This is a genomic window from Micromonospora sp. NPDC005367, assembly GCF_040606825.1.
GTDB lineage: Bacteria > Actinomycetota > Actinomycetes > Mycobacteriales > Micromonosporaceae > Micromonospora.
Genome location: NZ_JBEXFP010000006.1, coordinates 138,886 through 161,120 on the forward strand (window position 1 = coordinate 138,886; position 22,235 = coordinate 161,120).

At 70.8% G+C, this 22,235-nt stretch carries 21 protein-coding genes, 1 pseudogene and 1 riboswitch; of the genes and pseudogenes, 3 read left to right on the forward strand and 19 right to left on the reverse strand.

The features are described from left to right. A pseudogene (locus ABZS42_RS07025) lies at positions 1-329 on the reverse strand (RDD family protein); the annotation flags it as partial. Positions 330-720: 391 nt separating this feature from the next. Continuing rightward, positions 721-924 (reverse strand): cold-shock protein, encoded by a 204-nt coding sequence (locus ABZS42_RS07030; RefSeq protein ID WP_076466951.1) that lies wholly within the window; start codon positions 922-924, stop codon positions 721-723. A 297-nt stretch (positions 925-1,221) separates the two neighbouring features. Between ABZS42_RS07030 and ABZS42_RS07035 the strand changes: the two genes are divergently transcribed. Beyond that, positions 1,222-1,677: a GNAT family N-acetyltransferase gene (locus ABZS42_RS07035; RefSeq protein ID WP_355143075.1), complete on the forward strand. Its 456-nt coding sequence runs from the start codon at positions 1,222-1,224 to the stop codon at positions 1,675-1,677. Positions 1,678-1,751: 74 nt separating this feature from the next. Here the strand turns inward: ABZS42_RS07035 and paaN are convergent, their stop codons facing one another. From paaN to thrC, 3 genes are all read right to left on the reverse strand, one after another. After that, positions 1,752-3,425 carry a phenylacetic acid degradation protein PaaN gene (gene paaN, locus ABZS42_RS07040; RefSeq protein WP_355143013.1) on the reverse strand — a complete coding sequence of 558 codons (1,674 nt, stop codon included), beginning with the start codon at positions 3,423-3,425 and terminating at the stop codon, positions 1,752-1,754. A gap of 52 nt (positions 3,426-3,477) precedes the next feature. Beyond that, entirely contained in the window at positions 3,478-4,497 is a 1,020-nt protein-coding gene (locus ABZS42_RS07045) for a GNAT family N-acetyltransferase (RefSeq protein ID WP_355143014.1), read from the reverse strand. 342 nt (positions 4,498-4,839) lie between these two features. After that, positions 4,840-6,126, reverse strand: a complete 1,287-nt coding sequence (thrC, locus tag ABZS42_RS07050) for a threonine synthase (protein WP_355143015.1) — start codon at positions 6,124-6,126, stop codon at positions 4,840-4,842. 10 nt (positions 6,127-6,136) lie between these two features. Then, positions 6,137-6,270, reverse strand: a riboswitch (SAM riboswitch). A gap of 107 nt (positions 6,271-6,377) precedes the next feature. Between thrC and ABZS42_RS07055 the strand changes: the two genes are divergently transcribed. Beyond that, positions 6,378-7,061 (forward strand): DUF4232 domain-containing protein, encoded by a 684-nt coding sequence (locus ABZS42_RS07055; RefSeq protein ID WP_355143016.1) that lies wholly within the window; start codon positions 6,378-6,380, stop codon positions 7,059-7,061. A 68-nt stretch (positions 7,062-7,129) separates the two neighbouring features. On the opposite strand, the gene ABZS42_RS07060 is transcribed toward ABZS42_RS07055, so the two are convergent. The 7 genes from ABZS42_RS07060 to ABZS42_RS07090 form a co-directional block, all read right to left on the reverse strand. After that, complete coding sequence (locus ABZS42_RS07060) at positions 7,130-8,353, reverse strand: ABC transporter permease (RefSeq protein WP_355143017.1); 1,224 nt, start codon at positions 8,351-8,353, stop codon at positions 7,130-7,132. Between the two features lie 10 nt (positions 8,354-8,363). Beyond that, positions 8,364-9,044 (reverse strand): ABC transporter ATP-binding protein, encoded by a 681-nt coding sequence (locus ABZS42_RS07065; RefSeq protein WP_355143018.1) that lies wholly within the window; start codon positions 9,042-9,044, stop codon positions 8,364-8,366. After that, positions 9,044-10,297: a peptidoglycan-binding protein gene (locus ABZS42_RS07070; RefSeq protein WP_355143019.1), complete on the reverse strand. Its 1,254-nt coding sequence runs from the start codon at positions 10,295-10,297 to the stop codon at positions 9,044-9,046. The genes ABZS42_RS07065 and ABZS42_RS07070 overlap by 1 nt, the downstream gene beginning before the upstream one ends. Next, complete coding sequence (locus ABZS42_RS07075) at positions 10,294-11,226, reverse strand: hypothetical protein (RefSeq protein WP_355143020.1); 933 nt, start codon at positions 11,224-11,226, stop codon at positions 10,294-10,296. Before ABZS42_RS07075 ends, ABZS42_RS07070 begins: the two co-directional genes overlap by 4 nt. Before the next feature lie 62 nt (positions 11,227-11,288). After that, positions 11,289-11,774, reverse strand: a complete 486-nt coding sequence (locus tag ABZS42_RS07080) for a hypothetical protein (protein WP_355143021.1) — start codon at positions 11,772-11,774, stop codon at positions 11,289-11,291. Positions 11,775-12,386: 612 nt separating this feature from the next. Next, positions 12,387-13,250 carry an ABC transporter permease subunit gene (locus ABZS42_RS07085; RefSeq protein WP_355143022.1) on the reverse strand — a complete coding sequence of 288 codons (864 nt, stop codon included), beginning with the start codon at positions 13,248-13,250 and terminating at the stop codon, positions 12,387-12,389. Continuing rightward, positions 13,250-16,117 carry an alpha/beta fold hydrolase gene (locus tag ABZS42_RS07090; RefSeq protein WP_355143023.1) on the reverse strand — a complete coding sequence of 956 codons (2,868 nt, stop codon included), beginning with the start codon at positions 16,115-16,117 and terminating at the stop codon, positions 13,250-13,252. The genes ABZS42_RS07085 and ABZS42_RS07090 overlap by 1 nt, the downstream gene beginning before the upstream one ends. Before the next feature lie 96 nt (positions 16,118-16,213). On the opposite strand from ABZS42_RS07090, the gene ABZS42_RS07095 reads away from it, so the two are divergent. After that, a complete protein-coding gene (locus ABZS42_RS07095) occupies positions 16,214-18,490 on the forward strand; it encodes an AAA family ATPase (protein ID WP_355143024.1) in 2,277 nt (758 codons plus the stop codon). Between the two features lie 129 nt (positions 18,491-18,619). Here the strand turns inward: ABZS42_RS07095 and ABZS42_RS07100 are convergent, their stop codons facing one another. From ABZS42_RS07100 to ABZS42_RS07130, 7 genes are read right to left on the reverse strand one after another with little or no spacing between them, the layout of a single operon-like run. Continuing rightward, positions 18,620-18,973 (reverse strand): gas vesicle protein K, encoded by a 354-nt coding sequence (locus tag ABZS42_RS07100; RefSeq protein ID WP_355143025.1) that lies wholly within the window; start codon positions 18,971-18,973, stop codon positions 18,620-18,622. After that, positions 18,970-19,251 carry a gas vesicle protein gene (locus tag ABZS42_RS07105; RefSeq protein ID WP_355143026.1) on the reverse strand — a complete coding sequence of 94 codons (282 nt, stop codon included), beginning with the start codon at positions 19,249-19,251 and terminating at the stop codon, positions 18,970-18,972. Before ABZS42_RS07105 ends, ABZS42_RS07100 begins: the two co-directional genes overlap by 4 nt. Beyond that, on the reverse strand, positions 19,248-20,192 hold the full coding sequence (locus ABZS42_RS07110) for a GvpL/GvpF family gas vesicle protein (protein ID WP_355143027.1): 945 nt from the start codon (positions 20,190-20,192) through the stop codon (positions 19,248-19,250). The genes ABZS42_RS07105 and ABZS42_RS07110 overlap by 4 nt, the downstream gene beginning before the upstream one ends. Then, complete coding sequence (gene gvpJ / locus ABZS42_RS07115) at positions 20,176-20,553, reverse strand: gas vesicle protein GvpJ (protein ID WP_355143028.1); 378 nt, start codon at positions 20,551-20,553, stop codon at positions 20,176-20,178. Before gvpJ ends, ABZS42_RS07110 begins: the two co-directional genes overlap by 17 nt. 1 nt (position 20,554) lies before the next feature. Then, positions 20,555-20,902: a gas vesicle protein gene (locus ABZS42_RS07120; RefSeq protein ID WP_076466968.1), complete on the reverse strand. Its 348-nt coding sequence runs from the start codon at positions 20,900-20,902 to the stop codon at positions 20,555-20,557. Then, positions 20,859-21,308: a gas vesicle protein GvpG gene (locus ABZS42_RS07125; RefSeq protein ID WP_355143029.1), complete on the reverse strand. Its 450-nt coding sequence runs from the start codon at positions 21,306-21,308 to the stop codon at positions 20,859-20,861. Before ABZS42_RS07125 ends, ABZS42_RS07120 begins: the two co-directional genes overlap by 44 nt. Positions 21,309-21,311: 3 nt before the next feature. Then, the gene (locus ABZS42_RS07130) at positions 21,312-22,067 is read right to left on the reverse strand and encodes a GvpL/GvpF family gas vesicle protein (RefSeq protein WP_355143030.1); all 756 of its coding nucleotides are present in this window, start codon (positions 22,065-22,067) and stop codon (positions 21,312-21,314) included. Between the last annotated feature and the right edge of the window lie 168 nt (positions 22,068-22,235).

Consider the following 22,235-nt stretch of genomic DNA (forward strand, 5'->3'; position numbering starts at 1 on the left):
CGTGGATAGCCGGGCTGGCCGGCCTGCGGACCGGGATAGCCGGGCTGGCCGGCCTGCGGACCGGGATAGCCGGGCTGGCCGGCCTGCGGACCGGGATAGCCGGGCTGGCCGGCCTGCGGACCGGGATAACCGGGCTGCGAACCGGGATAACCGGGCTGCGGACCGGGGTAGCCGGGCTGGCCGGGATAGCCGGGATAGCCGGGCTGCGGACCGGGATAACCGAGCTGACCAGCCTGCGAACCGGGATAGCCGGGCTGCGAACCGGGATAGCCGGGCTCGGGGCCGGGCTGGCCCGGGGGTGGGGTGGCCGGGGGCGGCAGGTCGGACATGAACCCTCCTAGCAACAGCTGGACCGGCTCATGATCTTCCTTGCTGGTGTGCCCCTGGCGCAGCCCCGCCCAGGCGGATGCCCGACCCGGAATCAACCGCCCGGAAGACGCTTGATCGACTCGGGTTCCTTGATGTCGGGGGGTCACCCGATCCGCGACAGCCCGACATCAATGACGACGAGTCGATCATTCACGCTCAGGCCGCGGACAGGGTCACGCCTCCGACGCGCACCACCACGCTCGCTCGCAGACCGAGGCCCGGACCAGGTGATGCGGCGCAAACCCGGCCCGAATAACACCCGGAGCGCGCGCGGGACAGGCTCCCCGGCCGCCGACGACGCGGCGCAAACCCGGCCCGAATAACACCCGGAGCGCGCGCGGGACGGACGGCTCAGCCGACGACGCGCACCCGCTCCGCCTGCGGACCCTTCTGCCCCTGGGCGATCTCGAACTCCACCCGTTGGCCGTCGTCCAGCGCCTTGTAGCCGTCCATCTCGATCGCGGAGAAGTGGACGAACACGTCCTGACCGCCGTCGACGGCAATGAAGCCGTAGCCCTTCTCGGCGTTGAACCACTTCACGGTGCCCTGTGCCACGGTGTACTTCCTCACTCTGCCCGGCGTTCCCTACCCGAGTGCCCGGGCACGGCCGGGCGCTCGGAAACCACCGTTTCCGCTATCGGCGACGGACGGGAAAACGGTGACCGAAATCGCACGCTACACGAGGCGTGACGGCGGTGCACGACCACAAAACGGGACATAATTCGCCGATGAATGCCGGGAGTCATCGTTGGCTGTCGCTGTGGTAGGTATGCGGGTGTGACGAGCGCTCCGGACGACGTCGGACGCAGCCGGCCGGAGGTCCACCGGGTCCGGCCAGGAGACGCGGCCCGGATGCGAGCGCTACGGCTGGAGATGCTCGCCGACGCGCCACTGGCCTTCCTGGAGACCGTCGCCGACGCGGCGGCCCGACCACACGCCGAGTACGCCTTCCGGGTCGCCGCCACCTCCACCGGGCCGCAGACCGCGCAGTTCGTCGCCGACCCCGGCGGCCGGCTGGTCGGGCACGCCGGCGGCACGGTGACCCCGTCCGAGCCCGGGCTGACCGTCGTCTACGCCGTCTACATCACCCCGCTCTGGCGGGGCACCGGGTTGCTCGCCGACCTTGTCGAGGCGGTGGCGGCCTGGTCGCGGGCGTGCGGACGACCCGAGTTGATGATGGAGGTCGTGGTCGGCAACGACCGCGCCTACCGGGCGTACCAGCGGCTCGGCTTCGCGGACACCGGCGTCCGCGTACCCCATCCGACCATCCCGGCGATGACCGAACTCCAGATGCGCCGCGCCGCCTGAGCGCCGTACCGCGCCCCGGCGTCGGCGGCAGGGCCCCGGCCGACCGCAACGATCGACCGGGGCCCTCCCGCAGCTCAGACGTGACGGCGGGACTGGACGACGCGGAAGCGGTTGGCGACGTACGCCCCGTCGGTGAGCGCGGCGTTGGCGGCCGCGTTCGCGCCGCTGCCGTGGAAGTCGGAGAAGGCCGCCGACTGGTTCACGAACACCCCGCCGGTCAGGTTGCAGGACAGGTGCACCCCGACCTCGATCGCCACCGCCTCGGCCGCGTCGAGCACCGCCTCGTCGGTCGAGTAGACGCCCGCCGTCAGCGCGCCCTTCTCACCCACCGTGCTGCGCATGATCTCCAGGCTGTGCGAAGTGGACTCGGTGGGGATGACGAACGAGATCGGCCCGAACCACTCCCGGCCGTAGGTCGCGGTGTCGTTCGCGGCAACCTTGACCACCGTCGGCGTACGGACCACCGCGCCCGGGAAGGACGGGTGCTCGACCGTACGCGACTCCAGCACCGGCTCACCGACCTTGGTGACCTCGTCGAGCCGCTCCAGCACGCCGTCGTTGACGATCGCCCCGGTGAGTTCGACCCCGCGGGCCGCCTCGGCGGTGAGCTTGGCGACCGCCGCGGCGATCCCGCCGGCCACCTCGTCGAAGCTCTTGTGCCCCTGGTCGGTCTCGATGCCGTCCGCGGGGATCAGGATGTTCTGCGAGGTGGTGCACATCTGCCCGCTGTAGAGCGTGAGCGTGAAGCCCAGGTTGCGGCACATGCCGGCGAAGTCGTCGGTGGAGTCGATGACCACCGTGTTGAGGCCGGCCTTCTCGGTGTAGACGGACGCCTGCCGGGCGTTGGCCTCCAGCCAGTCGCCGTACTCCGTGGAGCCGGTGAAGTCGACGATCTTCACGGCCGGGTGCAGGGCCAGCGAGGAGGCGAGCTTCTCGCCCGGCGCCTCGGTGGCGAGCAGCAGCAGGTTCGGGTCGAACCCGGCCTCGGCCAGGACCTCACGGGCGTACTTGACGGTGATGGCCAGGGGCAGGACCGCACGGGGGTGCGGCTTGACGATCACCGGGTTGCCAGTGGCCAGCGAGGCGAAGAGCCCCGGGTACGAGTTCCACGTCGGGAAGGTGTTGCAGCCGACGACCAGGGCCACGCCACGCGGCACCACGTGGAACGTCTTGGTCATCCGCAGCGGGTCACCCTTGCCCGCCGCCTTCTCCCAACCGGCCTGCCCCGGGTGCCGGGTCATCTCGGCGTACGCGTAGGCGAGCGACTCCAGCGCGCGGTCCAGCGCGTGCGTCCCGCCGGCCTGGAAGGCCATCACGAAGGCCTGGCCGGTGGTGAACTGCACCGCGTTGGCCAGTTCGAAGACGTTCTTGTGCAGCCGGTCGAGGATCTCCAGGCAGACGCCGATCCGCGCCTGCGGGCCGGCGTCACGCCAGGCGGGCAGGGCGGCGCTCGCCGCTGCGACCAACTCGTCGACCCCGGGGTGCGGGTAGCGCACACCCAGCTCCACGCCGAACGGGCTCGTCTCGGTGGCGACCCGGTCGCCGGCGCCCGGCTGGTCGATCGGGAAGTCGCCGTTCAGGTACGCCTCGAAGGCGGCCTTGCCGTCGGAGGCGGCGGTCTCGCCGTACACGCGGGGGCTGGGCGATTCCGGGTAGGCGGACCAGTATCCGCGCTCAGTGATCGCGGTCAGCGCACGGGTGAGAGTGTCGACGTGCCGGTCGTAGAGGGGGTGCGGGGTGTCCGTCATGCCCGTCATGATGCAACAGAAGGGGTCGCGATCAGTAGACCTGTGTCACAACTCAAATCGTCAACTGCCAGTCCGTCCAGCCGTCCACCGGACGGAAGCCGAGCTGCTCGTTGATCGCGATCATGTGGCTGTTGGTGGCGGCGTTGAAGGTGTCGATCGCGCGTACGGACGGCTCGTGGGCGAGCAGGTGATGCAGGTTCTCGCCCTTGACGAGCAGGCCCAGCCGGTGCCCGCGGTGCTCCGGGTCGACGAGGGTGATCTGCTGGAACGCGTGCCAGTCGGCCGACGGGCCGATGTCGAGCAGCGTCCACGCGACCAGCCGTCCGGACGCCAGGTGCTGGGCCGCGACGTGGTACTGCCGCCGTCCCCGCGCGGCCAGCGCCCGCTCGGTGTTCCGGATCCGCTCGACGTCGACCTTCTCCGCCTCCCACTCCAGGTCGCCCATGGGTGCGTCGGTGCTCAACCGGCCGTCGAGGTAGGCGACGTCGGCGACGTACTCCTCGGGCACGAGACCGTGCCACCGGACCGTGCGGTAGCCCTCCGCGTGGGCGCGGGCGCCGGTCAGCAGCGCCTCCAGCGCGATCTGGTCGACTCCGGTGGGGTCGAGCCGGCGGCGGACCTCGGCGAGGGCCGGCCGGGCGCCCATCGCGGCGGCGAACGCGCCGCCTGCCCCGGATCGCGCCGGCCCGTCCGGCAGCGCCGAGACGGCCATCCCGATGACCCGCTTTCGGCCCTGTTCACGCAGCAGCCGCAGGCAGTGCTCGTGCAACGCCCGGCCGACACCTTGGCGCCGGTACGCCGGATCGACGGCGAGTTCGACGGTGGCGTTGTCGGTGTTGTCGAGCTGCGGCAGGTCCAGCGCCAGGTAACCGGCGGGTACGCCGTCCAGCCGGGCCAACGCCCAGAGCGTGACGATGCCCGGGAAGGGGTGGCGCAGTTTCGCCTCGAAACGGCGACGGCAGAACGGGGGATAGCCGGGCACGTCCGCGTCGTTGGCCGCGGCCCCGACGTGGTACGCCGCCTCGATCGCGGCGGTATCGGTGGCGTCGAACGACGCGATCGTGATTGTCATGCCGGCGAGCGTGCCCGCCGTATGACGAACGGGCCAGCGATTTAATCGCTGGCCCGTTCGGACGTTGGTCGGGAGGGACGATCGCGCAACGCCTCCGGCGTTGGGTCGAAAGAACTGAAAGTCTTCGGCGATACGCCCTCCCGCACGGAGCATCTTGCGCCGTCCGGTTCCTGCCGTCAAGTCCTTAGGGGCGGGTTTCTCGCACCCAGAGCGAAAAGCCGGTTACCCGGCGGATCGGCCTGATCCCCCGATCGGGCGATCCGCCCATGATCCATCCGACTTCCCGAACTCCGGGCCGTGCGCCGCGGTGGACGCCGCCCGCAGTCGGACGATCGCGACCGGTCAGCCGAGGAGACCGGCGTCGCGCGCGGCGCGCAGCGACGGACGGATGTGATGGGTGGGTCCCACCTGGCCGGCGACGGCGTCGATCGTCTTCAACCCCTCGCCGGTGTTGAACACGACCGTCTCGGCGGCCGGGTCGAGCTTGCCGGACTCGACGAGCTTGCGCAGCACCGCCACGGTGACGCCACCGGCGGTCTCGGCGAAGACGCCGGTGGTGCGGGCCAGCAGGCGGATGGCGGCGCGGATCTCGTCGTCGTCGGCGTACTCCATCCAGCCGCCGGTACGGCGGACCGCCTCCAGGGCGTAGAGGCCGGCTGCCGGGTCGCCGATGTTCAGCGACTTGGCGATGCCGGTCGGCTTGACCGGGACGATCTCGTCGCTGCCGCCGTGCAGCGCGGTGGCGATCGGATTGCAGCCGGCCGACTGCGCGCCGAAGACCTTCCAACCGCCGGCCGGCGCCTCCACCAGTCCGATCTCGATCAGCTCGGTGAACGCCTTGTCGATCTTCGTGAGCAGTTCGCCGGAGGCCATCGGGATCACCACCTGAGCCGGGATCCGCCAGCCGAGCTGCTCCGCCACCTCGTAACCGAGCGTCTTCGACCCCTCGGCGTAGTACGGACGGACGTTGACGTTGACGAACGCGGTGTCCTCGAACTCGTCGGTCTCCACCAGCTCGCCGCAGAGCCGGTTCACGTCGTCGTACGAGCCGTCGATGGCGACGAGCTCACCGCCGTAGACGGCGGTGGTGACGACCTTGCCCTGTTCCAGGTCGCTCGGGATGAACACCACCGACGGCGCGCCCGCCCGGGCGGCGTGGGCGGCGACCGAGTTCGCGAGGTTGCCGGTCGACGCGCAGGCGAACCGGGTGAAGCCGAGCGCCCGGGCGGCGGTCAGCGCCACCGAGACGACCCGGTCCTTGAACGAGTGGGTCGGGTTGGCGCTGTCGTCCTTGACCCAGAGTGGGGCCGTGATGCCCAGCTCCGCGGCGAGGTTCGGGGCGGCGACCAACGGGGTGAGGCCGGGGTCGAGGGTGACCCGGGTGGCCGGGTCCTGACCGGCGGGAAGCAGCGCCGCGTACCGCCAGAGGTTTCGCGGGCCGGCCTCGATCTGCTCCCGGGTCACGGCGGCCAGCGCGGCGGCGTCGTAGTCGACCTCGAGCGGTCCGAAACACTCGTAGCAGGCGTGCTGCGCGGCGAGCGGGTAGCGGGCCTGGCAGGCACGGCAGACGAGGGCGCGGGCGGGGCTGGCGGTGGTGTCGATGCCGGATGCGGCGATCGTCGACGTCATGTCGAGATTCCTCTCATCTTCCCCCGCATCGCACTCTGCGGCGGGGACGGAATTGGCACCTGCCCGCCGGCGCTCGACGGTGAGCGCGTTGGGTGGTTGCCGGGGCGTCATCGGGCCGTATCCCTAAGCCCCTCTGGATGAGGTATTCAGTTGTGCCGCCGAGTCTATGCGCCGACCGCGGCCGGCCCCAGCGGGGTTCCCACGGAGTGAGTGAGACGGAGCCGAGCCGGACCCGATGAGAGGATGCCGCGATGACACCTCGACCGGCCCGCCGTCAGCTCCTGCTCGCCGGTTTGCCGCTCGCCGGCGCTCTGCTGCTCGGCGCCTGCACCGCAGACCACGCCGGTACCGGCGGGGACGGGCCCCTGACAGGCGAGAGGCCCGGGGCGGGGTCCACCGCACCCGGCAACGATCCGACGGACGCCGCCTGCCCGGCGTCGGGCGTGCTCATCCGGTCGACCGGTTCGGACGCCGCCATGGGCCTGCGCGCGCTCGGCCTGGAGCTGATCAACTGCGGCGCCAACCCGTACCGGCTCAACGGCTACCCAGCGCTCACCGTGCAGGACGACCAGCACCAGCAGATCCGGGTCACGGTGATCAACGGTGCCAAGGAGATCACCAGCGGGTTCGACGCACCGCCCGTGCCGATCACGCTGCGCCGCGGCGATCGGGCCACGGCCGCCGTGCTCTGGCGCAACACGGTCACCGAGGCGACGGTCGAGGCGGCCACGGGGGCGTACCTGGACGTCGCCCCGGACGCCGGTCGGGCCGCCCAGGCAGTCGACCCGGACGGCCCGATCGATCTGGGCAACACCGGCCGGATCGGCGTCAGCGCCTGGAAGGCGGCGGAGCCGACGACTCCCGGCGCACCACCGGCCCCGTCACAGCCGAGCGGGGCGCCCTCGGTGGCGGTCACCCCGGACGGCCGCGTGTGAACGCTCGACGAGGTGACGCCCCCACCATTCACCCACCCACCGCTACCGGGCCGGATGGAACTGGTCCCTCACCGCTGTAGAGCGGCGACGGGCTGAATGCGCATCGCTCGCAAGCCGGGCAGGAGTCCTGCGATGAGCCCGACCGCACCGCTGCAGGCCGTCGCCAGCAGCGCCGAGCGAACATCGAGCACAGGCACCCAGCTGTTGAGCCACCCAATAACGCAGACCGTCACCGACCCGACGACCACTCCGACCATGCCTCCGAGCGCACCCAGCGCGGTGGTCTCGCCGAGAAGTTGCGCCAGAATGTGTACCGGCCGGGCCCCCATCGCACGCCGCAACCCGATCTCCGAGGTACGTGAGTTGATCGATGCGGCGGCGGCGGTAGCGATCGATACAGCGCCTATGACAAGGGAGATGCCACTCAGCATGAGGCTGGACGATTTGATGTTCCCCTCGATCTCGAGCCGTAGAGTCTTGGGATCAGGCGGCGCGATCGTTCGCAATTCGTAAGGAGCCTGCGGACGCATGGCGAGGGCAGCTTGCGCGCCGATGACCTGAGCGGCACCGGGCCGGGTCTCGATGATGACGTCACGCTCCGGCGGCTGCCCTGATGTCACCATCTTCGCGGCGACGCTTGTCGGAACCACGGCGGCGGACATCATCTCGCCGTGTCGCACAACGTCATCGTAAATACCGATGACAGTGAACGCCTGGTCGTTGATGAACACCGCGACGCCAATCCTGCTGACGCCCAACTTCTCCGCAACCGGCGCGGCCAGCATCACCACCGGCACCTGGTGCTCGTCGTGAAACTCTCCGAACGCACGGCCCAAGCGGATCTGTGGGCCTACCACAGCCATCGCCCCGGGATCGGCGCCTACAACTTGGACGGCTGTAGCGGGAGACCCGATCGTTCGCCGTACGGACTGGTCCGAGAGCATCGTACGTCCGCCCGCGGCGACAACCCCGTTCAACGATCGCACGGTGAACAGCTTCGACGGATCTTGCCAGGACGAGTCGAGACCTTCGACCTGCGGCACGACGCGAACCTCCGTCGCTCGACGTACGTCGAAAGACGAGGACACCTGTTTCTCCATGGTGGAGCCGGCGCCGAGCGTCGCAACGAAGGCCGACGCGCCGAGGATGGTGCCGACGGTCGTTACGAGGGAACGACCCGGGAAACGAATTATCGAGAATGTCGACTCGAATAGAAAATCGGCCAGCTTGAGTCGAGCGAGCCGCACCCCCAACGCCGGGTGCAGGGACTTTGCGCGCAATCGCCATTTCATGTCGAGCCTGCTACCTCTGGATATTGGTGAGCGACTCGGAGACGCGGCCGTCCAGCACCTCGAATCGTCGGAGTCCTCGTCCGGCAACAACGGGATCGTGGGTCACGACGACGACAGTCATGCCTTCTTGGTGTATGCCCTCGAGGACGTCCAGCACCACACCGGTGTTGGCGCTGTCCAGACTCCCGGTAGGTTCGTCGCAGAACAGGACGCTCGGCCCACCGGCGATCGCTCGCGCAATCGCCACCCGCTGTCGTTCACCACCCGACATGGTCCGCGGATCCGACGCAGCGCGGGCTGAGAGTCCCATTCGGTCCAGGGCGGTCATCGCCAGATCTCGTCGTCGTTTGCGGTGAACCGCTCCGTAGATCATCCCCAGTTCCACGTTCTCCAGGGCACTCCGCCCCGGAAGCAGGTGGAACGCCTGAAATACAAATCCGAACAACTGCCCCCGCAGCGCCCCGCGCCACTTCTCGTCCATGTCGGTCGTCTCGTGGCCGAGTACCTTGTAGGAACCGGACGTCGGAGTGTCGAGCAGGCCCAGGACGTTCAGCAGGGTCGATTTTCCGGAACCCGATGCTCCGGTAATCGTGACGTAGTCACCCTGCGCGACACCAAGGTTCGTCTCACGCAGGGCATGGATTGGATGCCCGTCCCGGAAAACTCGTTGTACGCCGTCGAGCTCGAGCATCATTGCAGCCCGACCACGACTCTGCTTCCCTCACTCAAGGCATCGGACGCGTCACCTTGGATCTTGACCCATCCGCCGATGGCTTGGTCCGCGGATATGGCAACATCCTCGGTGCCTCCGTCTGCCATAACCACTGTCACGAAGGAGGACCCGTCGGGTTTCGAGTAGACGGCGCTCACGGGAACCGCGAGAACCGGATCGCCGTCTTGTTCGGATGGAATTTCCACGAGCAGGGAACGGTCGTTCGCAGCCATCGGCGCGCCTTTGAAGCTGAGCGTCACGGGCACGCCGGAAGAGCCTGTGACGCTGTCGACGCCGACCTTCGTACCAATCGCCTTCACCTGCACTTGGGCACGTTTTCCGGATTCCTCGTCGAGCGCGAAGGCGGGCTGGCCGACACGCAGTCGGGTGGCCTTATCAACGGTGAGGGAAAGCGCTATGAACGGACCCGTTCCGTCAAGCTCAAGCAATACTGTGTCAGGGGCCGACAGCACCGCGCCGACCTTTGCCCGGACGGCAGTGACCTTGGACTTCTGCTTGGTCACGCGCAGCACCAGAGAGCGCGGCAACACCACCGCGCTCTCGGCTGAGCCGAGGCCGGCGGACGTGGCACCCTGCGGGTCGGCGGACGGGGTGACCAGTGGCTTGGTACCGGCCTCCGCCGACGGTGACGAATACCCCCTGTCGGCGAGGAACCTGCGGATTTCTCGCGCGGTGGTGGTGCCGACCTTGCCATCCTTCGTCGGGTGGTAGCCGAGACGGCGCAGCGCCACTTGCACCGCCTCTACGTCCGGCCCCGCCAGACCCAGCGCAAGGTCTCGGTACAGCGGAAACGGCAGATCCAGCGGAATGAGCGGCTGTCCGGCGACATCAAGGATCGGGGCGCCCTCCACCAGGGTCTGCCCGGTACGTACCCGAACACGTGTCACCACAGCTTCCGGACCGGTCGCGCCGATCGGCGGAAGCAGTTTGGTGCTCGGACCCGGGGTGATGTTTCCTCGAACCAGGATCGGTTCACCGAGGACGCGCCGCTCGACGAGGGCAGTGACCAGAGACGCATCCGGCGGCGCGGCATCTGCCGCCGCCTGCCCCGGCGTGCGCAGGACGTGCTCAAGGGCGGAGATTCCGCCAACGACGGCGACACCGAGCACGACGGCGATCGAGACGATTACCAGGCGTTTGCGCGGCCGACGAACCCTGGCCGAAGGTCGAACACCGGATGGTCCGTCGCCTGACGGAACTTCCTCGCTCAACCCTTGCCAACCAAACGTGCCGCAGTCTTCGCGAGTGCCTCGATCTTCGGATTCAACTCGATCAGCACTTCGGCATGCCGTTCGACGTACTCGCGCTGAACCAGAGCCATTGTCTCACGATTGGCCTTCGTGGTTCCGGTCTCCTGTTGGCACCGGTACCAGGAGACGGCCAGCTTCGACTCCTCCGGGCTCGGGACGTATTTCCCCGGCATGAAAGCGTTATCGACCTGGATGGTGCCGGGCTTTGGTTCCGGGGTCCATTCCTGGGACCCGCCCTCTACGCCGCCGAACTCCACCCCGAGCAGCTGCGGCTGAGGTGTCTGCAGGAACTTCTGCTCGTCCGCGACCCGGTAGCCCTTACCTTTCATGCACGCCAGCATCTTGGCAGCCAGGTCCTTGGGGAGCCGGCGGTCCACTTCCTGGCGGTACGGCAAGAGTTCGTTACCAAGATCCTGGTACTTCTGCACGAGCTCCGCTGAACCTGCACCCAGGTCGCGCCAACCCGCTTCTCGGCACTTCTCCGACACCTGGTCGTAGTTCTTGTCGAACGACGCGATCTTTGGTGGCTGCCACCCCGGATCGCGGCCGAACCCCTTAACCCTGGCCTGCTCCTCACTCAGGAGCCCGAACTGTGATTCATCGGTAACAAATACGGAGGTCGTGGGGTAGGGCCGACCTTCGTCGACCTGGAGGTTCTGCGGATACCCCGCTTCCGCCAGGCATTTGTCCCGCTGGATTTGGAGTGCATACCCGATCACCTCCATGTCGAGGCCACGGTAGTTATCGAATGCGAACTCCGAATTTTTCAGCCCACTCATCTCCGGCTGCTTCGTCGCACTTTCGTTGCTGCCACAGGCGGCAATACTCGATACGAGAACCGGAGCCACAAGGGCTATCGACAGGGCCACCAAGCGCCGCCGGCCGATCATATGGATGCCATCCTTACAAGGAATATGCGGGAGCGGCCAAGGAGGGCCGCTCCCGCAAACAGTTACTTGTTTACCGGGTTTGCGGTGCTACTGCACCGAGAATGGCCATTGTTCCGGTTCGCGACGGGAGACAGGCTCGTCCATCCGCTGGCATAGTTGCCGTAGGCCGAGATCACGTACCACGTTCCCTGCGCGTTGACGTCCCATACGTAGACGCTGCACTCGCTGTCGCGGTTCCAGATCCCGGCCGCATGGTCCATCACGTCGTGCCGAGTGAAGTTCGTTCCCGCGTTGAACGCATACGCCACATGCGCGTTGTTCGAGTGATGGTTGGCGTCGTACCAGAAGTCCTTGTGCGAGCGGTTCCAGTCCGATGAATACTCGCTGAAGCAGATCTCGGTGGTGGTGCACGCCGCGGTGTTGGCACCTTGGTCGAGCGCCATCGCAGGCATCGGGGATACGGCCACGCAGGCGAGACTCAACCCGGCAACCGCGGCAGCGCGGGGTGCCGTGCGGCCGAGCAGACGTATCATGTTTGGGGTTCTCATCTGTACTCCTCGGACTGGTGCGGTGAGAGCTGGGTGGTCATGGCGTTGCAGCGCCGTGACCACCACTTTGTGTGGTAGGCAAACCAACGAACCAGCCCGGGCAAGCGGTCGACCTGACGGTCAGGGCGAAACAGTACCCGTTCGCCGGGTCCGCGCGGGTCCCGGCCGCGTCCACAATCGACACCCTCGCGGCGATCGCCCTCCTGCGTGACTCAGCGCAATCGATTCGCAGCACGATCACATAGAACTTCCAAGGAGCGAGCTCGCGGGTGATCACTCATGGTTAAGGTCACAATCTGATAACACGCAGCCTCCGCGCGCCGTCATGCCGGATCGGCGGGTCTGGGCTCGACCGAAAGGCCCAACCCAACGCGGAGACTTGCGGCTTTAGAACGATTTGCGGTGAGGCCACGACGGCTGTCGAAGAAGATCGCTCAGTCTCTTGCGGCCATCGCAGTGACATGTGCAGGACGTCTCCCGGTTACCGTTCGTACAGGGACGCCGCGCCGGCCACCGGCAGGACCCGGATCGGCGTGAGCGCCGCACCGGGCACAGCCGAGCGGAGGGCGTCGTCGGCGACGATCAGCCCCGGACAGCCGGCTGTGAGTGCCGCTACGAGGTGACGTCCTTGCGGGTGAAACGCCAGTACGCCAGCGCCCAGAACAACGTCGCGTAGCTGATCGACGAGATGGCGCCGCGTACCACGTCGTCGGTCTGCACCGGTGTGGAGAGCAACCCGAGCCACGCCGTGCTGAAGTGGGTCGGCAGGAAGGCACGCAGCCCGCCGAGCGCGGTGATCTGGTCCAGGATGCTGGAGAGGATCCAGAGCAGCACCGCGCCGCCGACCGCACCGAGCGCGGCGTCCGTGCTCACCGACAGCAGGAACGCCAGGCCGGCCACCACCAGCAGTACGACGGCCAGGTAGCCGAGCACCGCCAGCAGCCGGAGCAGTCCCTGCCCCGGCGGCAGTTCCGCCGCGACCATGCTGCGCAGCGGCGACCAGCCGTAGCGGAGCGTGCCGGCCACCAGGGCGGTGCCGGCGAGCAGCAGCAGCGCCGACGCCGAGTAGGCGGCCGCGACCAGCAGCTTCACCGTGAGCAGCCGGGCGCGCGGCACCGGCACGGCGAGCAGGTACCGCAGGCTTCCCCAGCTCGCCTCGCTGGCCACCGTGTCGCCGAAGAAGAGCGCCACCACCACGACCAGCAGGAACGACGCCGAGACGAAGATGGTGAACAGCGTGAAGTTCAGCCCGCCCGAGGTGGCGAACGAGATCAGGCTGGCGAACTCGCCCCCACCGTTGTCGTCGTCACCGGCGTCGAACTGGAACGCGATCAGGATGATCAGCGGCAGCAGCACCATGAACCCGAGCGCCAACTGGGTACGCCGTCGGGCCGCCTGGCGGCGGAACTCCGCGACGAACGGCAGGGTGGCCGACGGCCGGTAACCGGGGGCGGCGCCCACCGTGGACGTACTCATCAGCGGTCCCCGCTTCCCCGCGAACTCTCCCCCACGAGGGCGAGGAACGCGTCCTCCAGGCGGCGCCGAGGCACCACCCGGTCCACTCCGATGCCGGCCCGGACCAGCTCCGCCACCACGTCGCTGCGCGCGGTGCCGTTGGTGTCCACCACGAGCTGCCCGTCACTCTCGGGCAGTACCCGGACCCCGTCGAGGCGGTCCAGGACGGCCCGCGCCGCGGCCGGATCGGTCACGTCGAACAGCACGCTGGGTGACTCGCCGACGATCTCCTCGACCGGCCCGGACGCCACGATCCGGCCCTTGTTGACCACCACGGCGTGTGTGCAGGTCTGCTCGACCTCGGCGAGCAGGTGGCTGGAGACCAGCACCGCCCGGCCGTCCGTGGCGTAGCGCTGGAGCACCCGGCGCATCTCGGCGATCTGCGGCGGGTCCAGCCCGTCGGTCGGCTCGTCGAGAACCAGCAGCTCCGGTAGGCCGAGCATGGCCTGCGCGATTGCCAGCCGCTGCCGCATCCCGTGGCTGTACGTCTTGATCTTGCGGTGCACGGAGTCGCCCAGGCCGGCGATCTCCAGCGCCTGGTCGAAGTGCGCGTCCGACTCCGGACGCCCGGTCGCCCGCCAGTACGCCCGCAGGTTCTCCAGGCCGGACAGGTGCGGCAGGAAACCGGGCCCCTCGACCAGCGCGCCGATCCGCGAGAGCACCGGAGAACCGGGCACCAGCCGGTGGCCGAACACGTAGATCTCGCCCGCCGTGGGCTGGGTGAGCCCCATCAGCACCCGCAGGGTGGTGGTCTTGCCGGCGCCGTTCGGCCCGAGCAGGCCGACCACCTGGCCGGGGCGCACCTCGAAGTCCACGTTCGACACGGCAACGAAGCCGTCCGCGTACTCCTTGCGCAGTTGGCGTACCGCGAGCGGCACCTGCGCGTACTCCGGATGCACCGAGCTGTCGTGACGGCGCTGCCGGCGACGGACCAGGGCGACGACCACGACGAGCCCGACCACGATCGCGGCGAGCAGCCCGACCAGCACCCAGCGCCAGATGGTCGCCGCCGTCGGGATCGGGTCGCCCGCGACGTCGGGAAGGTCGAGCGGCGCGTCACCCGCCGCGACGGTGTAGACGTTCGGCTCCGCCGGGCTCGCGTACGCCTGGTCGGACGTCGCGACCACCACCCGCAGCCGGTGCCCCGCCTCGAACCGGCGGACGATCGCCGGCAGGGTCACGGTGACCGGGCGGGCGTCGGCGACCCGCTCCGGCAGGCCGGTGAGCCGGATCGGGGCGATCAACCCGTTGGGCAGCGTGGCCGCGCCGTTCGGGTCCACGTCGTAGAGCTTCACGAAGAGCACCGCCTCGCCGGTCGGGGACGCGGCCCGGATCGACACCGTCGGAGCGCCCACCACGTCAATCGCCTCGGCCAGCGGCGCCGACTCGAACCGGGCGTGCTGACCCGGCACGTCCCCGGCCACCCCGTCCAGCAGTGCGGAGAGACCGCCCGCGAAGGGCACCGAGGAGATGGCGGCCGGATTGCCGTTCGGCGGGTTGGCGATCCGCTGCTCAGGGCCGGTGAGCGCCACCTCGGTACGACGCTGCCCGCCCGTGCCGGGGTAGTCGGTGGTGTGGTAGCCGGTGGCGACCAGACCACGGTCCAGCGCGTCGAAGCCGGCGATCCGCGACCAGGTGAAGTCGTTCCCGGGCGCCTCGCCCGCACCGCGCACGTAGTGGTCCAGCCACTGGACGGTCAGGAAACGCACCCGGTCGGAGTCCGTCTTCGGCCCGTCACCGCCGTCGTGCCCACCGGTGAACCAGGCCACCCGGACGGGGATGCCGTTGGCCGCGAGGCCCCGGGCGTTGGCGTCCGCCTCGGCGAGCGGGAAGAGGCTGTCCGCTTCGCCCTGCACGAGCAGGGCAGGTGCGGTGATCCGGTCCAGCACCCCGGCCGGGCTGGACCGGTGCAGCAGGTCCACCGCCGCCTGGTCGGCCCGGCCGGAGGTGGCCATCCGCAGGTACGCGGCGCAGACGTCGGCCGCGAACCGCCCGCAGGACGGGTCGGCCGGGGCACCCGGGGCGTGCCCCGGACCGCTGCCCGGACCCGCACCCGGGTCGGGGCTGGGCGGCCCGGCCGACGCCGGCGCCCCCTGCGGCTGGGCCGCGATGTTGCCGGAGAACCCGGCCGGCCCGGAGCCGACGCTGCCGCCACCACCGAAGAAGAGGCCCGCCCAACCTTTCTTGAACACGCCTGCCGTGGCGGGTCCGCCCGCGCTGTCCGGCAGGAGGCTCCGAGCCAGGTCGTTCCAGGTGATCATCGGGACGATCGCGTCCACCCGCCGGTCCTGCGCGGCGAGCAGCAGGGCGAGTGCTCCGCCGTACGAGCCGCCGACCACGCCGATCCGGGGATCCCCGGCCGCGTCGGTGCGGACCTCCGGACGGGCGGCGAGCCAGTCCAGCAGCCGCTGCGCGTCGCGTACCTCGTAGTCGGGGCTGTCCAGGTGGATCTCGCCGCCGCTGCGACCGAAGCCACGCGCCGTCCAGGTGAGTACGGCGTACCCACGCTCGGCGAACGCCTCGGCGTCGTCGCGTACCGACTCCTTGGTGCCGCCGAAGCCGTGCGCCAGCAGCACCGCGGGCACCTTGTGCCGCGCTGAGGCGTCCTCGGGCAGGTAGAACGTGGTGTCCAGGTCGACCTGCTGCTGCCCGTCGGGTCCGGAGCGCACGGTCAGCATGGCCGCCTCGGTACGCAGGTCGGGCTCGCGCGGCCGGACCGCCCAGCCGACGGCGGCGGCCAGCAGCACGGCGACCACCGCCGCGACGACCGCCCGTCGGCCGGTGGGAAGGGCACGCCGGATCCGAGGGATCGACAACCGCGATGTCATGCGGCACACGGTACGGGCCGATCCCTGAGGGTTGGCTGAGATCTCCGTACCCCGTCGCAGCCGACGCCGCCGACCCACGGCGGCTAGGGTCGGGCGATGGCGCAACCTGACCTGATCCTGACCGCGAGTCTGCGCCCGGCGGCGCTGGACGCGCGGCGCGGCATCGTACGGCTGCACCCGGAGATCCTGGCGGCACTGGGCCTGCGCCCGGGCTCCCCGGTCCGGCTCGCCGGTCGGCGGATCACGGCGGGGATCGCGGCGGCGGCGGACGCGGACGCGAGCAGGGCCTTGCTCTACGCCGATGACCTGATGCTGGGAAACCTCGGGATCCGCGACGGCAGCCAGGTGTCGGTGACCCCGCTCCCGGTGACCGCCGCGAGCCGGGTCACCCTGGCCGCCCCGGTGGAGATCGTCGCCGCGGTGAGCCCCGAGATGCTCCGCTTGGCGCTGCTCGGCAAGATGGTCACCGCCGGGGACGACGTGTCGCTGCTGCCCCAGGACGTGCTGCCGGACGCCTCGGTCCGCAGCCTGGTCGCCGCGGCCCGGCACAGCCTGGCCAACACCGTCGGCTACGCGTGGACCAGCACGCTGCTCACCGTGGTCGGCACCGAGCCGGCCGACAGCGCGCTGGTGACCATGGAGACCCTGGTCGGCTGGGAACACGGTCCGGTCACCCACGGCCCCACCGCCGCCGGAGCGCCGCCCCACCGGGCGGCCACGGGTGGCGTGTCGACGACCCGCGGGGTCGACGTACCGGCCGGGGGTGAACTGGTCGGCGGCGCCCGCCGGGTCGAGGCGGTGGCACCGGCGGACGCGCCGACGGTCGACGAGCTGCCCGGGCTGCGCGCACAGGCGGAGGAGCTGACCGAGCTGCTCGACCTGGGCTTCCACCATCGGGAGGTGCTGAACCGGCTGGGCACCAACGTGTCGCTCGGTGTCCTGATCAGCGGCCCGGCCGGCTCGGGCAAATCGGCGCTGGTCCACGCGGTGGCGGCGCAGGTCGGGGCGCGGGTCTTCCCGCTCTGGGCACCCGAGGTCGCCGCCCTGAACAACCAGGCCGCCGCCGAGCGGCTGCGCGCCGCCGGAGCCGCGGTCCGGGCCGACGGGCCGGCCGTGCTGCTGGTCACCGACGTGGAGGCGCTCGCCTCGGCCGACGAACCGGGCCCGGTGGCCACCGTGTTCCGCCAGGTGCTCGCGGAGACGGTACGGGCCGGGGCGGCGGTCGTCTGCACCACCGGCCGCCCGGAGGCGGTCGACCCGGCGCTGCGCGCCCCGGACCTGCTCTCCCTGCGGATCGGCATCGCCCTGCCCGACCCGGCGTTGCGCCGGGAGCAACTCACCGTGCTCACCCGCCAGGTGCCCCTCGCCGACGACGTCCGGCTGGACGAGATCGCCGGCCGTACCCCCGGGTTCGTCGCCGCCGACCTGGCCGCGCTGGTCCGCGAGGCCGGCGTGCGGGCGGCGCTACGGCAGAAGTCGGCCCAGACGCCGACGGTGGCGATGGCGGACTTCGTCGCCGCGTTGGAGGTGGTCCGGCCGACCACGATGGCCGCGTCCACCCTGGAGCTGGCCACCGTGACGCTCGACGACGTGGGCGACCTGGTCGAGGTGAAGCAGACACTCACCGAGTCGGTGCTCTGGCCGCTGACGTACCCGGACACGTTCGCCCGGCTCGGGGTGCAGCCGCCACGCGGCGTGCTGCTCTACGGTCCGCCGGGCTGCGGCAAGACGTACCTGGTGACCGCGCTGGCCGGATCGGGCCGGGCGAACGTGCTCTCGGTGAAGGGCGGCGAGCTGCTCTCCAAATGGGTCGGCGAGAGCGAACGCGCGGTCCGCGAACTGTTCCGCCGGGCCCGCGAGGCCGCGCCGACCCTGATCTTCCTCGACGAGGTGGACGCGCTCGCCCCGGTACGCGGCCAGTCCAGCGACGGCGGTACGACCGACCGGGTGGTGGCCGCCCTACTCACCGAGCTGGACGGGGTGGAGACGCTGCGCAACGTGGTGGTGGTGGGCGCGACCAACCGGCCCGATCTGATCGACCCGGCGCTGCTGCGCCCCGGCCGGCTGGAACGACTGGTCTACGTGCCACCGCCGGACGGGCCGGCCCGGAAGGAGATCCTGCTGGCCGCCGCCCGCAACGTCCCCCTCGCACCGGACGTGGACCTCGCCGCGCTCGGCGACGAGTTGGACGGGTTCTCGGCGGCGGACTGCGCGGCGCTGGTACGCGAGGCGGCACTGGCCGCGATGCGGGAGTCGCTGAGCGCCTCCACGGTCACCGCCGCGCACGTCGCGGCCGCCCGTGAGCGGGTACGTCCGTCCCTGGACCCGGCCCAGGTCGCCCACCTCTCCACCTACGCCACCACCCACCGCTAACCCAGCCCCCTCCCACACCCGGGTTGATCATGAAGTTATTGCGGCGACACGCCGACGCGACGAGCAATAACTTCATGATCACCGGGGCTGAGGTGGGGGTGAGCTGGGTGGATGGGGGGGTGGGGTGGGTCAGTCGGTGGGAAGGAGGGGGCCGAGGGGGCCCAGGTCGAGGTTCAGGTCCTCGGGGGCCAGGCCGAAGTGTTCGCGCAGTCCGACCATCTGCTCCTCCAGCGCCATCAGCGTCACCCCGATCCGCTCGATCTGCTCGTCGCTGAGATCGCCCAGCTCCACCCGGCGCAGCGCCTGCCGCTCCATCAGCTGGCGGAGCAGCTCGATCACGGTGAGCACGAGGCTGGCCAGTCCCCGTTCGACGGAGTCCCGGTCCACGGCGAGCCGCCGGTCGAGCGGGGTCACCCGGGGCGGTCGCCACTGTGGCGCGTCCAGTGCGGCGGCGAGTTCGGCCGCCTCGTCGCGCCCGGTCATTCCCCGGCCCCGAACGCATCGCTGCCACCGGTGGCGGCGATTCCGGTCCCCGCTTCGGCGGTTGGCCACGCGGCCGGCTCGGGCGGGGCGAGCGCGCCGACCGAGGCGATCAGGGCACGCAACGAGATCCGGACCAGATCCACGTCGGCGATGGCGAGGGTGATGTCACCACTCACCACCACGCCGGTGGCCAGTACCCGGTCCAGCAGATCGACCAGGGCGACCGGCCGATACGCCAGGGGGTGGTCGGCACTGCTCGGGGCGAGCGAGGTGGTCACCACGCCGACCCCCGAACCACCGCCACGTCGAGACCCGACGTCGCCGGCCGCGCCGACGGAGATCCGCCCGACGGTGCCGTGTCGCCGGGCAGGGCGGGCGCGTCCACCTCACCGTCCGGACCACCGGCCGGCGCATCGTCGCCAGCCGCCGCCGGCCGGTCCGTCACGAAGGAGTACGGCGGCCACGGGCCGGTGAGTTCCAGCCGCAGCTCCGGATGGCGCTCGGCGAGCGTCTCCACCAGCCGCGCGAAACCGGCCTGCGCCCCGGCGTCGACGAGGTACGCGCCGTTGAGCGCCATCGTGGCCGCCACACCGGAGAGCCGGCGGTCCTGCGGTGGATGCCGGCGGGCCACCACCGCGTGCCGCACGAGCGCCTCGTGCACGGTCGCGGCGACGTGTGCGGCGTCCCGCTGCGCGTCCTCCCGGGCAGCGAGCTGAGCCCGCCGCCGCCGCAGGTACGCCGTACCGACCCCTTCCGGGCCGGCGGTCTCCGCGGCCCGGGGTGCGACGCCCGACACCACGTACCCCTTGACGCCCCACTCGCCGCGGCCGGTGAGGCCGTCGAGCAGGGCGACCAGTTCGCTGCGCCGGCCGGTGAGCGACGCGGTGACCGCGTCGTCGTCGCGGTGCACTGTCGCCAGCCGGGCCGGTACGACCGCTCCGGCTCCGGCCAGCGCGTCGACCACCCGGTGGTGCGCCCGGGCGGCCCGTTCCAGCCAGCCCAGGTCCTCCAGGTTGCGGCGCAGCGCCTCCTCGCCGTAGTCGGTCAGCGGCACGGTGCTCACCACCGCCACCAGACCGTCGGCGCGGACCGGGCGGACCGGTTCGCCCGTCATCCCCGGCACCGTGCTCAGCAGCCCCAGATCCGCCTGCCGGACGACGCCGTGCAACCAGCGGCCGGCGCCCTCGGCACCGGATCGGGAGTCAGCCGTCGACCTCATCCCACTCCTCCTGTCGGACCTCCCGCCGCCGGGCCCGGGCCGCGGCCCGGGGCCGGCGTTCGGCCTCCACCTCTTCGGGATCACGTGGGCCCGGCTCGACCGGTGGGCGGGCCCGCGAGCTGAGCCACGGGTCGTGTTCCCACCAGTCGATGCCGATCTGGCGCGCGGTGTCGACCGAGGCGATGACCAGCCGCAGCTTCAGCGTCAGCAACTCGATGTCGAGCAGGCTCACCCGGATGTCGCCGGCGATCACGATGCCCCGGTCGAGGACCCGCTCCAGGATGTCGCCGAGGTTGGCCGGCTCGTGCCCGGCCGGCAGGACCTGGCCGGAGTTCTGCACCACCGATGGCGTACTGGTCATCTCAGCCCACCTCGCCCTTCCCCCGCTGGTAGCGCCGCACCCGCCGGTAGCCGAGCAGGGTGCCGTCGATGTCGAGCTCCACCTCGTAGAGGCCGAGCAGGTCCGTCGACGCCGGGATGCGGCGATCCTCGATCACCTCCACCCCGACCAGCCAGCCGTCCCGCACCGCCTTCAGCGACGTGGTCCCCACCGGTTCCCGGCCGGTCAGCTCCACGACCTGCCGCAGCCCCTCTCGGGCGGCCTCGGCGGCCGACAGCGGTTCGACGTACTCCTCGTCGCCGACCCACTCGTCCTCCGGTTCCGGTTCACGCCGGCGGGTTCGGCCGCCGTCGCCGCGGATCCGCTCCATCGCGTACACCTCCTCCGCCGTCTCGCCGCCACTCCGCGTCCGTCCGCCGCGCCCGGTCCGTGACCGGCCGAGGCCCGCCGCGCCGCGACCCGCTCCGCCGTACGACTGGCGCGTCGCGCCGGGACGCGCCCACCCGCCCGGCCTGCGCGGATTCGCGCCGGTCGGCGGGGGACGTCCCGAGCCCTCGGCCGGTGAGCCGCTCCAGGACCTGCTGCTGACGCACGTCCCGTTCGGCCGGGGTCAGCTCACCGGCGGCGACGGCCGCATCCAGTTCCTCCAGTTCCCGCCGGATGTTGGCCGGGTCGTACCGCTGTGCCTCCGCCTCCCGGGCGATCACCTTCACCACCGCGGTCAGGCCACGCATCGGTGCGTACGGCAGGGTCAGCAGCGTCCAGAGGATGTCCACGCCTCACCCCGTCACCTGGTGGGCGCTCGCGAAGTCGTACGGGGCGAGCGGCCCGAGCAACCGCATCCGGATCAGCTCCCGCCGCCGCTCGGCGAACGCCTCGACGGCGTCGACGAATTCGTCCTCCCGGTCGGCGTCGACGAGGAACGCCACGTTCAGCGCGTCCAGCTCGTGGCTCGGCGGCCGGTTGACGGTGGACACCGCCAGCGTTGCGAGCAGGTCGATCAGGTGGCGGCTCTCCGCCTCCCGCCGCTGCTCCACCGCCCTGCCGATGAACTCACCGAGCCGGATCCGCTGCTCCCGGGTCACCTCCTCCGGTCGCCCGCGCACCTGGTCGGCCAGATCCGCGGCGGCCGGATCGTCGTCCAGCACCCGCCGGATCAGCGCCGATTCCTCGTAGCGGCCGTGCACGACGTACTGGGTCCGCCCCTCGAACTCGTCGAGGACCGCGGCGAACCGGTCGGCGTGCGCGTCGAGCAGTTCGACGGCCGCGTCGGGTCCGCTGACCACCGTGCCGAAGCGGACCGGCAGCACCGGGGCCACCGCGGCCGTCCCGTCCAGCAGCATCTGGTACGTCGTGAGGTCCGCCGGTCGGCCGAGCGCCGCGTCCGGTGCCACCTCGCTCACCAGCGCGGCGACCGGGCCGTGCCGCACCACGGTCACCGAGCCCGGCGGGTCGCCGACGCCCGGCACGTCCGGCGACGGCTCCACGTCGGACGGCACGATGCCGTAGATGAACAGTCCGGGCTGATCACTCATCGTCGTACTCCTCGTCGCGGCGGCGACGCCGGGGCCGCCCACGTTCGTGGTCCCGATCGCGGTCGGCGCCCAGTTCGCCGACCGCATCGCGGACCGCACCGCCGATCTTCCCGACGGTCCTGCTCAGTCCGGCCGCCGTGGTTCCGGCGCCGACCGCGCCGGAGGCCC

Bases quoted from the DNA above. Each gene is read 5' to 3' on its own strand.
- ABZS42_RS07035 (WP_355143075.1), top strand. From the start codon at position 1,222: ATGCGAGCGCTACGGCTGGAGATGCTCGCCGACGCGCCACTGGCCTTC.
- paaN (WP_355143013.1), bottom strand. From the start codon at position 3,425: ATGACGGACACCCCGCACCCCCTCTACGACCGGCACGTCGACACTCTC.
- ABZS42_RS07045 (WP_355143014.1), bottom strand. From the start codon at position 4,497: ATGACAATCACGATCGCGTCGTTCGACGCCACCGATACCGCCGCGATC.
- thrC (WP_355143015.1), bottom strand. From the start codon at position 6,126: ATGACGTCGACGATCGCCGCATCCGGCATCGACACCACCGCCAGCCCC.
- ABZS42_RS07055 (WP_355143016.1), top strand. From the start codon at position 6,378: ATGACACCTCGACCGGCCCGCCGTCAGCTCCTGCTCGCCGGTTTGCCG.
- ABZS42_RS07060 (WP_355143017.1), bottom strand. From the start codon at position 8,353: ATGAAATGGCGATTGCGCGCAAAGTCCCTGCACCCGGCGTTGGGGGTG.
- ABZS42_RS07065 (WP_355143018.1), bottom strand. From the start codon at position 9,044: ATGCTCGAGCTCGACGGCGTACAACGAGTTTTCCGGGACGGGCATCCA.
- ABZS42_RS07075 (WP_355143020.1), bottom strand. From the start codon at position 11,226: ATGATCGGCCGGCGGCGCTTGGTGGCCCTGTCGATAGCCCTTGTGGCT.
- ABZS42_RS07080 (WP_355143021.1), bottom strand. From the start codon at position 11,774: ATGAGAACCCCAAACATGATACGTCTGCTCGGCCGCACGGCACCCCGC.
- ABZS42_RS07085 (WP_355143022.1), bottom strand. From the start codon at position 13,250: ATGAGTACGTCCACGGTGGGCGCCGCCCCCGGTTACCGGCCGTCGGCC.
- ABZS42_RS07090 (WP_355143023.1), bottom strand. From the start codon at position 16,117: ATGACATCGCGGTTGTCGATCCCTCGGATCCGGCGTGCCCTTCCCACC.
- ABZS42_RS07095 (WP_355143024.1), top strand. From the start codon at position 16,214: ATGGCGCAACCTGACCTGATCCTGACCGCGAGTCTGCGCCCGGCGGCG.
- ABZS42_RS07100 (WP_355143025.1), bottom strand. From the start codon at position 18,973: ATGACCGGGCGCGACGAGGCGGCCGAACTCGCCGCCGCACTGGACGCG.
- ABZS42_RS07110 (WP_355143027.1), bottom strand. From the start codon at position 20,192: ATGAGGTCGACGGCTGACTCCCGATCCGGTGCCGAGGGCGCCGGCCGC.
- gvpJ (WP_355143028.1), bottom strand. From the start codon at position 20,553: ATGACCAGTACGCCATCGGTGGTGCAGAACTCCGGCCAGGTCCTGCCG.
- ABZS42_RS07120 (WP_076466968.1), bottom strand. From the start codon at position 20,902: ATGGAGCGGATCCGCGGCGACGGCGGCCGAACCCGCCGGCGTGAACCG.
- ABZS42_RS07130 (WP_355143030.1), bottom strand. From the start codon at position 22,067: ATGAGTGATCAGCCCGGACTGTTCATCTACGGCATCGTGCCGTCCGAC.